This window comes from Tabrizicola sp. (genome assembly GCF_041911175.1).
Taxonomy (GTDB): Bacteria; Pseudomonadota; Alphaproteobacteria; order Rhodobacterales; family Rhodobacteraceae; genus Tabrizicola.
This window is the reverse complement of the sequence record NZ_JAYRPN010000052.1, coordinates 1-11,590: the sequence shown is the minus strand read 5'-3', so window position 1 is coordinate 11,590 and position 11,590 is coordinate 1. Positions and strand designations below refer to the sequence as shown.

At 64.0% G+C, this 11,590-nt stretch carries 10 protein-coding genes, 1 tRNA gene, 2 rRNA genes and 3 pseudogenes; 11 read left to right on the top strand and 5 right to left on the bottom strand.

The features are described from left to right. Window positions 1-141: 141 nt before the first annotated feature. Window positions 142-930: pseudogene (locus ACE3P6_RS06980) on the top strand (NAD(P)/FAD-dependent oxidoreductase); the annotation flags it as partial. 74 nt (window positions 931-1,004) lie between these two features. Here the strand turns inward: ACE3P6_RS06980 and ACE3P6_RS06975 are convergent. Further along, a pseudogene (locus ACE3P6_RS06975) lies at window positions 1,005-1,756 on the bottom strand (IS5 family transposase). 122 nt (window positions 1,757-1,878) lie between these two features. Here ACE3P6_RS06975 and ACE3P6_RS06970 point away from each other — a divergent pair. The 7 genes and pseudogenes from ACE3P6_RS06970 to ACE3P6_RS06940 all read left to right on the top strand — a co-directional run. Next, window positions 1,879-2,448: pseudogene (locus ACE3P6_RS06970) on the top strand (IS110 family transposase); the annotation flags it as partial. 155 nt (window positions 2,449-2,603) lie between these two features. Beyond that, entirely contained in the window at window positions 2,604-3,134 is a 531-nt protein-coding gene (locus tag ACE3P6_RS06965) for a hypothetical protein (RefSeq protein ID WP_374393115.1), read from the top strand. A gap of 11 nt (window positions 3,135-3,145) precedes the next feature. Continuing rightward, entirely contained in the window at window positions 3,146-5,068 is a 1,923-nt protein-coding gene (locus tag ACE3P6_RS06960) for a DUF2793 domain-containing protein (RefSeq protein ID WP_374393112.1), read from the top strand. Window positions 5,069-5,101: 33 nt separating this feature from the next. Further along, window positions 5,102-5,410 carry a hypothetical protein gene (locus ACE3P6_RS06955; RefSeq protein WP_074556085.1) on the top strand — a complete coding sequence of 103 codons (309 nt, stop codon included), beginning with the start codon at window positions 5,102-5,104 and terminating at the stop codon, window positions 5,408-5,410. 69 nt (window positions 5,411-5,479) lie between these two features. Continuing rightward, window positions 5,480-6,154 (top strand): YcbK family protein, encoded by a 675-nt coding sequence (locus ACE3P6_RS06950; protein ID WP_374393110.1) that lies wholly within the window; start codon window positions 5,480-5,482, stop codon window positions 6,152-6,154. Next, window positions 6,151-6,396, top strand: a complete 246-nt coding sequence (locus ACE3P6_RS06945) for a hypothetical protein (RefSeq protein ID WP_374393107.1) — start codon at window positions 6,151-6,153, stop codon at window positions 6,394-6,396. The genes ACE3P6_RS06950 and ACE3P6_RS06945 overlap by 4 nt, the downstream gene beginning before the upstream one ends. Then, a complete protein-coding gene (locus tag ACE3P6_RS06940; RefSeq protein ID WP_374393104.1) occupies window positions 6,383-6,550 on the top strand; it encodes a hypothetical protein in 168 nt (55 codons plus the stop codon). Before ACE3P6_RS06945 ends, ACE3P6_RS06940 begins: the two co-directional genes overlap by 14 nt. Before the next feature lie 25 nt (window positions 6,551-6,575). Here the strand turns inward: ACE3P6_RS06940 and ACE3P6_RS06935 are convergent, their stop codons facing one another. Then, window positions 6,576-9,455 (bottom strand): UvrD-helicase domain-containing protein, encoded by a 2,880-nt coding sequence (locus ACE3P6_RS06935; RefSeq protein WP_374393102.1) that lies wholly within the window; start codon window positions 9,453-9,455, stop codon window positions 6,576-6,578. 317 nt (window positions 9,456-9,772) lie between these two features. Between ACE3P6_RS06935 and ACE3P6_RS06930 the strand changes: the two genes are divergently transcribed. From ACE3P6_RS06930 to ACE3P6_RS06920, 3 genes are all read left to right on the top strand, one after another. Then, the gene (locus tag ACE3P6_RS06930) at window positions 9,773-10,393 is read left to right on the top strand and encodes a type IV toxin-antitoxin system AbiEi family antitoxin domain-containing protein (RefSeq protein WP_374393099.1); all 621 of its coding nucleotides are present in this window, start codon (window positions 9,773-9,775) and stop codon (window positions 10,391-10,393) included. Window positions 10,394-10,474: 81 nt separating this feature from the next. Continuing rightward, window positions 10,475-10,729 carry a type II toxin-antitoxin system ParD family antitoxin gene (locus ACE3P6_RS06925; RefSeq protein ID WP_374393096.1) on the top strand — a complete coding sequence of 85 codons (255 nt, stop codon included), beginning with the start codon at window positions 10,475-10,477 and terminating at the stop codon, window positions 10,727-10,729. 4 nt (window positions 10,730-10,733) lie between these two features. Next, window positions 10,734-11,045: a type II toxin-antitoxin system RelE/ParE family toxin gene (locus ACE3P6_RS06920; protein WP_374393093.1), complete on the top strand. Its 312-nt coding sequence runs from the start codon at window positions 10,734-10,736 to the stop codon at window positions 11,043-11,045. A 137-nt stretch (window positions 11,046-11,182) separates the two neighbouring features. On the opposite strand, the gene ACE3P6_RS06915 is transcribed toward ACE3P6_RS06920, so the two are convergent. The 3 genes from ACE3P6_RS06915 to ACE3P6_RS06905 form a co-directional block, all read right to left on the bottom strand. After that, window positions 11,183-11,259: transfer RNA gene (locus tag ACE3P6_RS06915), tRNA-Met, on the bottom strand. 71 nt (window positions 11,260-11,330) lie between these two features. Next, window positions 11,331-11,445: ribosomal RNA gene (gene rrf, locus ACE3P6_RS06910) — 5S ribosomal RNA — on the bottom strand. Window positions 11,446-11,515: 70 nt separating this feature from the next. Next, a 23S ribosomal RNA gene (locus tag ACE3P6_RS06905) occupies window positions 11,516-11,590 on the bottom strand; the annotation flags it as partial.

Below are 11,590 nucleotides of genomic sequence, written 5' to 3'. Positions count from 1 at the left end.
GCGACGGATGTTGGGCCTCGTTGTCGAGAACCAGCCGCACCGCGCGCTCGCGCACCTCAGGGGAAAACTTGTTCGTGGTATTGCTCATGATGCTCCATCCTACTCAAGAGTTGGAGCCTCCGGCAAACCCGGGGCGGTTCACCCGAGTTCCGGGACGGGCGTCGGCTGTTGATCGTTGGCGGAGGCTATATCGGCCTGGAAGCGGCAGCGGTGGGGGCAAATCTTGGCCTTCAGGTCACTCTGATAGAGAAAGAGCCGCGCATCCTGCAGAGGGTGGCCGCGGCCGAGACCTCTGCCTATTTCCGCGCCTTACATCGCGACCACGGCGTCGCGATCCGCGAGAACACCGGGCTTGAGCGGCTGATCGGCGAGATCCGCGTCAGCGGAGCGATCCTGTCTGATGGCAGCACCCTGCCGGTCGATTTCGTCATCGTTGGCGTCGGCGTCACGCCGTCGACCCGCCTTGCCGAAGAGGCTGGACTGTGCATCGACAACGGCATCCGCACCGATGCCTTTGGCCGCAGCTCCGACCCGGCGATCTGGGCCGTGGGGGACTGTGCCTCCTTCCCACATCAAGGTGGCCGGATCCGGCTTGAAAGCGTCGGCAATGCCATCAATCAGGCGGAAATCGTAGCCGGAAACATACTTGGCGCGGAGCGGCCCTATAAGGCGAGGCCGTGGTTCTGGTCCGATCAATACGACGTCAAACTGCAGATTGCAGGGCTGAACACCGGATATGACCGCGTGGTCGCCCGCCGCGGCGAGGGCGACGCGGTCAGCATCTGGTACTATCGGGGAGAGAGGCTGCTCGCGCTCGACGCGATGAACGACCCCCGCGCCTATATGATCGGCAAAAGGCTGATCGAGGCGGGCAAGTCACCGGACCCGGCCATGATTGCCGATGGTTTGGCGCCTTTGTCGATAAGCTGAGACTTGGAGGATGTCTTCATTTAGGGTTCCGCTTCTGCCGAACCATCCTACGCCTGAGCGAAGGCAGTTCTAGGTCATGTTGACAAATGGCGGAGCCAGAGCCTGATGCAGGCGACGTCGACGAAGCCGAGGAAACGGTCTGCGGTTTTGTCGTAACGGGTTGCCAGGCGACGGCTGTTCTTCAACTTGTTGAAGCAGCGCTCGACCATGTTGCGCAGCGTATAGATCGTCATGTCGACCGCCCTGCGCACCTTGCGGTTCTTTCGGATGGGGATCATGGGTAGCGCGTTGCGGCGCTCGATGTCTTCCCGAACGTTATCAGAGTCATAGCCCCTGTCAGCGACCAGAACGGCGCGCTGTGGCAGGTTGTCTGCCATCACCAGATCATATCCGGTGTAGTCGGAATCCTGCCCCGGCGTGATCTCGGTCCTCATCGGGAGGCCTGCGCCGTTGACGCGGAGATGGATCTTGGTCGAGAAGCCACCTCTCGAACGGCCAAGAGCCTCTTTCGAAGCCCCCCTTTTGCGCCCGCCGCATGATGATGAGCGCGGATCACCGTACTCTGCAGCTTGTCCGGCGCGAGCTTCGCGTGGTTCAAGCCATCCAGGACGTCCTCCCACAGCCCGGCAAGCGTCCAGCGCCGAAACTGCCGGTAGACAGATGACCACTTGCCAAACTCCTCTGGCAGGTCCCGCCACGGCGCACCGGTCCGCGCGATCCAGAAAATGCCATCCAGAACAAGCCGATGGTCCGCAGGCTTGCGCCCGTTCGGATGCCGGACTGCCCGGATGAAGCCCTCAAAGAATGCCCATTCGTCGTCGGACATCAGGTTGCGTGCCAAGGTCACCTCCCACGTAGAGATGATTTTGATGGCGTGGATGCCCCCTTCCGCCAGGGTGCCGACATGCGAATGTCGGCCACCACAGGATCCAAGAGAGGAGAACTGCCATGTCTGACGTTGCCATCATCGGCCTTGATCTGGCCAAGCGGGTATTCCAACTGCACGGATCGAAGGCTGACAGGTCGGTCGCGTTCCGCCTCAAGTTGCCGAGGGCTCGCGTCTTGGATTTCCTCGCATCTCAACAGCGCTGCGTTGTCGCGATGGAAGCTTGCGCCAGCGCCCACGGCTGGGGGCGGGAGATCGCCAAGCTTGGCCATTCAGTTCGGCTCATCCCACCGATCTATGTGAAGCCGTTCGTGAAGCGACAGAAGAACGACGCCACCGACGCAGAGGCAATCGCCGAAGCGGCATCACGCCCCACGATGCGCTTTGTCACCGTGAAGTCCCAAGAGCAGCAAGCGCGTGCCATGCTGTTCCGCACCCGGGACCTTCTCGTGCGCCAGCGAACCCACCTGATCAATGCGCTGCGCGGCCATCTCGCCGAACATGGTGTCGTTGCGCCGACGGGGGCGGCGTATCTCAATCGCCTGGCCGCAGCGATCAGCGACGACAAGGCAGCCCTGCCGAAACCCGTTCGTGAACTCGGCACCCTCTACCTTGAACAGATCGAGGCGTTGACCGACGTTGCGCTGTTGGTGGGGCCAATGCGCTGGCAGTTGAGAGCGCCGCTGGCCAATGGGAAATCGTCCAGGCAGGCGCGGCTGAACTCATCGCCCCGGGCAGGTACAGCTTGACCCGCCTCCTGCGCGGCCAGCGCGGAACGGAACATGCCATGGGCAATCCCGCCCCGGCCGGAGCGCGGGTCGTGGTACTGGATGCAACGCTGGCATCGCTGCCCATCGCCGAGGCCGATCTCGGCCTGCCATGGAACTGGCGTGTTGGTCCTGCCGCGCGGGCGGTCACGGATGACAGTTACGCCGCGCTAGGCTTTACCCCGACCGGCCGGGGCCTTGTCCCCTTCGCGCCGGTCCATGTCGATCAGCCGTGGCGAACGGCCCGCAACCCGGGCGATCTGACGATCCGCTGGTCGCGGCGATCGCGGGCGCTGGTGGCAGATGCCTGGGAACAGGTCGAGGTACCCTTGGCAGAGGACCTGGAAAGCTACGACGTCCAGATCCTCGACGGGATGACCGTCAAGCGCACTCTGACCAGTAGCACCACTTCCGTCCTCTACACCGCCGCCCAGCAGACCGCCGATTGGGGCGCTCCGCTGGGGCCCAGCCAGACACTGTCGCTCCGCATCTTCCAGCTTTCGAACCGCCTTGGCCGTGGCACGCCCGCCACCGTGACCCTCCAGTTCTGACGGGATATCCCATGTCCGACACCACGACCCATCTGGGCTTGCCGTATCTTCTGGCCGCCCAAGCCCAGAAGCATGTCACCCACAACGAGGCGCTGCGCCTGCTCGATGCGATGGTGCAACTCTCGGTCCTCGACCGCACGCGCACCACGCCCCCGGCGAGCCCGGCAGACGGCGACCGCCATCTGGTGGCCTCCGGCGCAACGGGACTCTGGGCCGGGTGGGATCTGAACATCGCCTTCTGGGTCGACGGCGCGTGGATCCGCCTCGTCCCGCGCACCGGCTGGCTGGTCTGGGTCGCGGCCGAGGGGCTGTTCCTCGTCTGGACCGGCAGCGCCTGGGAGGTGGTGGGCGAACCGCGCGACGTGTCGGACGCCGTGTTCAGCCTCGTGAACGATGCGGACCCGACGAAGAAGGCCACCTTTTCGCTCGCAGGGATCAGCGCCGGGACAACGCGCAGCTTCACGCTTCCCAACACCTCGTCCGAACTGGCGATCCTCGCAGGCACCCAGACCTTCACCGGCAACAAGACCTTCTCAGGCACGTTGACTGCCTCGGGAACGGTGACGACATCCGGGGCCACTGCGACCATCGGGACCGCAACCGGCACTGCGACCTATGGGGTGGGCACCGGCGCCACGACAACCGGCGTCACCAAGACGGTGAACATCGGCACGGGCGGGGCGTCCGGGTCGACCACGGTCGTGAACATCGGCTCGGCCACGGCTGGCGCGGGCGGTACGACGGTGGTGAACACGCCCACAGTGACCTTCGCCAATGCCGTCACGCAGGTCGGCATGCCCCAAGCGAACCTGACCGCGCAGCTTCTCGGCCTCGGTGGGGCCACGGCGGACAGTTACAACCGGGTTTCGGTCAACACGCCTGCGGTGCTACTGAACAATGCGGGCGCGGGGATCGAAGCGACGGTGAACAAGGCGGCCCCGGCGAACGACGCCGCCTTTGCGTTCAAGACCGGCTTCTCCGCCCGCGCGCTGATCGGTCTCCTCGGCAATGACGACTTCAGCTTCAAGGTCAGCCCGGACGGCTCGGCCTTCTATGACGCGCTGCGCATCGACCGGACCAACGGCCAGGTGGAACTGCCGCAGCCGACGGTCCTGCCCGGCCTCCGCGCCGCGCCGACCCCGCCGCCCGCAGGGAAGGCCGCCGTCTATGCGCGCAGCCGTGCCGGGGCGCCATGGATCGACGTCATGCGTCCCTCGGGACGGGATTTCCCTTTGCAGCCGCATTTCGGGGTCAACCGGATCGCCACGTGGTCGCCTTCGGTCACGACGACGATCACCACCGAAGGGATGCCGATCACTTCGGTCGGCACCGTTTCGCACCCGACGCTGGCCGCCACGAACCTTGCAGCATCGATGCGCCGCTGGCGTCTGACCTCGGCGGCCGTCGTGGACTCGGTCGCCGACCAGCGCTCCGCAGGCTGGGCCTGCTGGCGCGGCAACGCGGCGGGCCTCGGCGGATGGACTTTTGTCACGCGGATTTCGCTGACAACGCTGCAGGCGACCGGGATGGGGTTCTTCGGCCTCTACGGCTCTACCGCCGCGCTCGCCACCACGCTGACGCTTGCCGCGGCCATCAACTGCATCGGCATCGGCTTCCAGCGCGGGACGCACACCCGTTGGCAACTCGTGGCCAACGACGGCACTGGCGCGCCGACGCTGACCGACATGGGTGCGTCCTTCGCGATTGCCACGGGCGGGGTGCTGACCCTGTTCATCGCGGCACCGCCGAACGGCAGTTCCGTCTGGGTGCGCGTCGTCGACGAGGTCTCGGGTGCGATCTTCGAGCAGGAGATGACCGCAGACCTGCCCGCCGCGACGCAGTTCCTGTCGCCGCGGCTGTTCCTGAACACCGGGGCGACAGCCGCCGCCGTCGCCTACGACTGCGCCGGGGTCTACCTTGAAACCGATTTCTGACCGACCGCAGCTCGCGGCAATGAAAGGACCACCATGAACGACCAGACCACTCTCGCCGACGCGGTCGCGCGGGCCTTTCGGGATCACGGGATCACCGCCGCGCTCACCGCCCTGATCGGCGGCACCATGGCCCTGATCGCGGCGATCACGAGGAAGGCATTCACGAACGAGGCTTTGCTTGATCGCCTCGACCGGGAACTGATCGCCGACCGGGACCGGATCGACCGCCAGCGCAGCGAAGATCGCAAGGCCGACGGCGACCGCCTCGACCGGATCGAGACCGACATCCGCTCCATGCGCGACATGCTCTTCGACGCCTTCCAGCGCGGCCGATCCGACTGACCCATCCGAACCTCGCCAACCGACACCCCGCCCGCCCTCGAGGCGGGTTTTTCATTTGGAGGATCCACCATGCCGACCCTGACCTACCCCCACTGGCGCAACGTTCCTGCCAACACCTGGCGCTGGCCGAATTTCTCGGCCGCCGAAATCGCCTGCCGTGGCACCGGCGCAATCAAGATCAACACCGAGGCGATGGACAAACTGCAGGCCCTGCGCGACCGGCTGAGCAAACCGCTGATCATCCGCTCCGCCTATCGCAGCCCGGAACACAACCGCGCCGTCGGCGGGGCCCCGGCCTCGAAGCACATGCAGGGCACCGCTTTCGACATCGCCATGGCAAACCACGATCCCGCAGCCTTCGAGGCGGCGGCACGGGCAATCGGGTTCCTCGGTTTCGGCTATTACCCCCGCTCGGGCTTCATGCACATCGACCTTGGCCCCACCCGATCCTGGGGCGATCCCTTCCCGGTGCGGCCCGTGCCCTTCGCCCCGGAACTGCCGCCCGCGCGCGACATCCTGTCGGGAAGCCGCACGCTGCGCGGTGGCGGCGCGGCTGGGGCGGCCACCGTCGGCGCGGCCGGGGTGGAAGTGCTGCAGGACGTCCTTGCGGAAACCCAGTCCACGATCCAGCCGCTGGTGCCCTACCTCGACACGCTGCGCTGGGTGCTGATCGCCATCGCGCTGATCGGCATCGCCGTCACCATCCACGCCCGGCTCGACGACTGGAAACGGGGCCAGCGGTGATCGGCTGGCTTCTGACCCGTGGCCCGGCGCGAAGAGCGCTGGGCCTCATCCTCACCGCAGCAGCGATCCTGCTGTTCCTGCTGAACCTCCGCCGCGCAGGCGAGCGCGCCGGGCGTGCCGCCGAACTCCTTGATGCAAGAAAGAGAAACGATGCCGTCCACCGCCAGATGCTCGAAGCCGCCGCCCGTCGCCCTGCTGATCGTGACGCTCTGGCTGACCGGTTGCGCGATGGCAGGTTCTGACACCCGCGCGCCCTGCCCGCCGGTAGTCGGCTACACGGCTGAAGATCAGGCACGGGCCGCAGACGAGGTCGATGCACTGCCGGAAGGGGCCGTCATCGTCAGGATGCTCGGCGACTACGCTGTGTTGCGCGACCAGGCGCGGGCATGCCGGTAAAATCCGAGACGCTGCTCGCGCGGCGTCAGACCTTTCTCCGGCGCCTTGGCGTGGAGATGGCTGGCTGATTGCCGTTCGCGATCTTCGCTTTTCCGGTACAGGTCGGATAGCGCACGCAGCCGAGGAACTTGCCGAAGCTGCCGCTGCGTTCGACCAGCCAGCCATCTTCGCAGACCGGGCACGTCGGATAGTTGGCCCCGCACTCGCATCGCACCTCGCTTTTACCATCGGCATGGCGTGGCAGTGCCGTGCCGCAGGATGGGCAGGCGGGCAACAGGTTTCCGCAATGCTGCACATGCTCGCATCGATACCAGATGCGGCCATCCTGCCCGGTCACGCCCAGCAATCGCCCGCCGCATTCGCCGCAGACGTGAGCCTCGGGTTCAGCTCCGGGGGCTGTCGATATTCCGTAGGCGGGGTCTTTGCGGAGCTCGGTCACGAAGGACGAAGGACGGGCGTTCGAGGCAAGGATCGTCAGGGTATGGCGGGCCCGCGTCATCGCCACATACATGACGCGCCGCTCCTCTGCGTTCTGGAACGCCTCCTCTTCCGGCGAGACCAGAGACAAGAGGGGGTCGTCGACGATCTCTGACGGGAACCCCATGCGCCCGCTGTCGGCGCTCAGCAAGACGACGTGGTCGGCTTCCAGCCCCTTCGAGGCGTGGATGGTCTTGAAGTCAATCTTCAGCCGCGAGTATCGGCGCCGCAAACCCGGGATGTCCGGTTCGTTGAAACGGTAGCGGCCGAGGAGCAGAACCGTCACGGACTTTGCCCCGAGCGCCGCGGCGGCAGACAGGGCGGCAAGCACCTCGTTGAGTTTCCCCTCATCCTCGCCTTTGGACACCGTGATGACCTTCATCGCCGGTTCGGTCGCGGTCCCGGCCGGGACAATCTTCTTGTCGATCTGGGCGGGGTTCCGCAGAACGAATGTCCGCGCGGCAAAGGCAATCTGGTCCACCGAACGGAAGGTGCGGCCGAGGTCGACGGTTCTGTGCACACCAGTCTCGCCGTCGAAGCTGCCGCCGAACTCCCGCCCGAAATGGCGCATCAGGTGGATGTCGGATCCGGCGAAGCGGAAGATGGATTGCCAGTCGTCACCCACGGCAAAGACGCGCACATCCGGATGCTGGGCCTTCAGCGCCTTCACCAGCCTTGCGCGGCTTTGCGAGATGTCCTGGAATTCGTCGACGAGGATATGTCGGAACGGACTGACATAGCGGCCGTCCTCTGCATAGCGCGCGGCACGCAAGATCATGTCCTCGAAGTCGATCCGGCCCTCCAGACGTCTTTGATATTCCTCGAAGACCGGCGCGAAGACGTCGAGGAACGCCCGGGCGCGTTTGCCAAGCTTCATCCGGTCTGACTTGGTCTCGCAGTCCTGCAGGCTGTAGCCGCCACTTTTGAACTTGCGCAGGAAGGTTCCGAGCAGCTTGGAAAAGTCATCGACCTGCTTCAGCTCGACGATCCGGTCATAGATGGTGTCGACCGGCCGGGGGTTCAGGGTGACGTGCGGAGCAAGCTTTTCGGCGAGGCCGGTCAGCAGGCGGCCCTCCTGCCGTTCATAGCTGTAGGTCTCGACCAGGGTTGTCTGATGCTCGGCGTGGACCTTCCGCTTCCAGTCCATGCCAGCCAGGTATTCGTCGCGGTCCACGAAAGGCGCAGTGACCAGCCTTTCGCTGCCGCCCCGCGCCTTCTCGCGCCGCACCCCAAAATGCTCGATGTAGATGCCGCTTTCGGTCAGCCGGAAATCGGGCTGATAATCGCGCCTGCCGATCTCGGAAACCTTGTGTTCGTAGAGGGGCTCGTATTCGTAGCCGACGCCGTTTTCGTAAAGCCAGTTGGCGATCTGCAGTTCTTCGTAACTCTTGACCTTTTCGCCCTGCAGTGTCCGCAGGTCTTGGGCTTCCATGTGGGTGTAGAAGTCGTGCTTGGTCTTGAAGTCCCATTCCGTCTTGGGCTCGACCAGAAAATGCGCGAAGAACTGGATGATCGCCTTCGACACCTCAGACAGGCGGTAGACCAGGTCTTTCAGGATCTGCTTGATCAGGTTGCTGAAGGCCATGTCGTCGGTGGCATGGTCGGCCAGCGCAGGCTTCGATCCTTCAACGATCCCGATAATGTCATAGGCAATCGCGTGGAAGGTCCGCGCAACGATCGGCACGCCGGATCGGGCCTCGACCCGTTCTGACATCTCCTCGGCCGCGTTCTTCGCGAAGGCCAGAAGCAGGATTTCCTCCGGCTGCCGGATGCCTGCCTTGACGAGATAGGCCGCCTTGGCGGTGATGACGCTGGTCTTTCCCGACCCGGCCCCGGCAAGAACCAGCGTCGCATCTTCATCGACGACGACCGAAAGGCGCTGTTCCGGCGTCAGCGGCTTGCTCTCGATGGTGTCGAAGAAATCCTTCCAGCGGTCCAGTTCGGCCGTGACGAAGGCGGCGATGGCATTCGCCCGCGCCGTTCGCGGGTCGGCGACGAATTTCCGGACAGGTGCGATGCGCGCGACGACCTGAGGACCAATGGCATCGGGATTCAGCTTCGATAGAAGGGATGTATCGAGCTCACGGGCGTCGTCCAGCAGCGGTGCGACCCGGCACGCCGAAGGATAACGCGGCGGTGCCACGAGCACTCGGACCTCGGCAAGGACCCTGTCCAGCCGCGCTGCTTCCTTCTCGAGGGCTGCCAGATTGAAGCGTGTCCACGCCTCCTTGACCGCTTCAGCGAAGCCTGCGGCAGCGATGTTGCTCGCCGCCTTTAGCGTGACATCGGCGCGCTCCTGCGAGCTTATTGTCAGCGCAGTCCCAAGCATCCCCTTCCGGAGGGCAGGCGCATTCGTCAGCGCTTGCAAAGGCAGAGTGGCGATCTGACCGCGTTTCGTGATCCTGATATGGTCCCCGTCTAGCTCCATTGCGCGGGCAGACCCGCCGAAGGGGTCAGCGAAGAAACCAAGCAAGGGGCGTTGTTGTAGTCGAATCAATGAACTGGGCCTCGTAGTCGCGCCGTGTCAGCTTGTGCCGCCGCCAGGGTAGCGCGCAACCTCGATCAGTTGCTTTGCGAGCGCTGACTCCGGCCCATGCGGAGAATGAGGGCTCTAATCTCCGCAAAATCTGCGGTGCATGAGAATGAAAGTCAGGGTCAGATGCGGGTCGGCGCTGGTTGTTTCAATCTACCCTCGATGTTACCAAACCTAGGACAGGACGCACCTTTACCTGAGGTTTTGTAGCTATGCTCGCGACGGATCAGAACCAGCGCGCCCGCATGATCGATTACATGGAAACTCATGCGCCAGCCCGTTCAAGGGATCTGGCGCCCATAGGCGTGAGCAGGACCACGATCGCGAGGGCAGTGGCAGATGGCGTGGTCGTGCGCATCGGGAGGGGACTGTATCAACTGCCCGACAGCGAGCCGGACCTGCATGAGGGGCTGATCGAGATCGCCAAGCTCGCACCCAAGGCCGTCATCTGCCTGACCTCGGCACTGTCCTTTCATCAACTGACCGACCAGCTGCCACGGCGGGTGTGGATCGCCATCGGTGCCAAGGACTGGGCACCGAAGATCGAATACCCCCGCACCCGCATCGTGCGCTTCCGAGAGCCCTACCTGACGAATGACATTGAGACCCATCGCATCCGCGGCGTGGAGGTGCGTGTCTATTCCATCGCCAAGACGATAGCCGACGCATTTCGGAACCCGAAGCTGCTGGACCGATCCGTTACCATAGAGGCGATGAAGGCGGCGCTGGGCGCGAGGAAGGCCATGGCTGGCCAGCTCGCTGCAGCCGCGCGCGAGAACGGGGCATGGAACCAGATGCGTCCGTATCTGGAAGCACTGGCATCATCAGGATAACGGCGCGGCGAAGGATGCCGAACCAATCTTGTCTGCGTGTTCATTTTTGCGTATCTTGAACACAGAAGAATGGAGGCCACTATGTCCCAGACTACGACGATGACTGTCCGCATCAGCGGCGCGCTGAGCGAGTTTGTGGCGTCGAACGTGGGCGAGAACGGGTCGTACGAGAACATCAGCGAGTACGTGCGCGACCTGATCCGACGCGACAAGGAGAGGGCGGAGCGGGAGGCGTTTGATCGTCTGAAGGCTGAACTGACGCGTGCCTTCGCAGCGCCGGAGGAAAGCTATCGCCCGTTGACCCCTGCCGAGGTGATCGCCCGGAACCGGGGCTGACGACGTGGCCATGCGCATCCAGGAGGCCGCATCGCTGCGGCTTGACGAGATCTACCGCTACACCCGCGACCGCTGGGGCGCCGAGCAGGCGGATCGGTACATCACTGACCTCTTCGCGGCGTTCGACCAGATCGAAAGCCATGGCATCACGTCACGCCCAATCCCGGCTGAGTTCGGAGTGGAGGGCTTCTACTTCCGGCACGCGCATCATTTCGTGTACTGGCGGCGGCTGTCGAACGGGGACGTCGGCATCGTGACGATCCTGCACGAGCGGATGCACCAGATGGACCGGTTTCGTGAGGATCTTCCGAAGTGACGGATGCCCCCGGCGACGATTATCCGCACCCTCGATGGGGGGCTCGCAAAACGTTGACCAGGTGTTGACAAGAATTTCAAAAGCAAAAACCCGACGGTTTACGTCGGGTTCTAGGTATCTGATATCGTTGAGGATTTTGGTTGCGGGGGCAGGATTTGAACCTGCGGCCTTCAGGTTATGAGCCTGACGAGCTACCGGGCTGCTCCACCCCGCGCCAATTCTGGCCCGGAACAATCGATTTGTCTGGGCCGCATCGTGTCGAGAGATACGCGTGCTTCTTGCTAGGTTTGGCGGTGACCTACTCTCCCACATCTTGAGATGCAGTACCATTGGCGCTGCGGCACTTAACGGCCGAGTTCGGGATGGGATCGGGTGTTTTGCTCGCGCTATGACCACCAAACCGAGAAAGAAGCACGACAATCAATCGTCCAAGATCGCTTTTGACCAGTGAAGTCTGGCTTCTGCTGGATCAAATCAAGCCTATCGAGCAATTAGTACCGGTCAACTGAACGCCTCGCAGCGCTTACATCTCCGGCCTATCGACG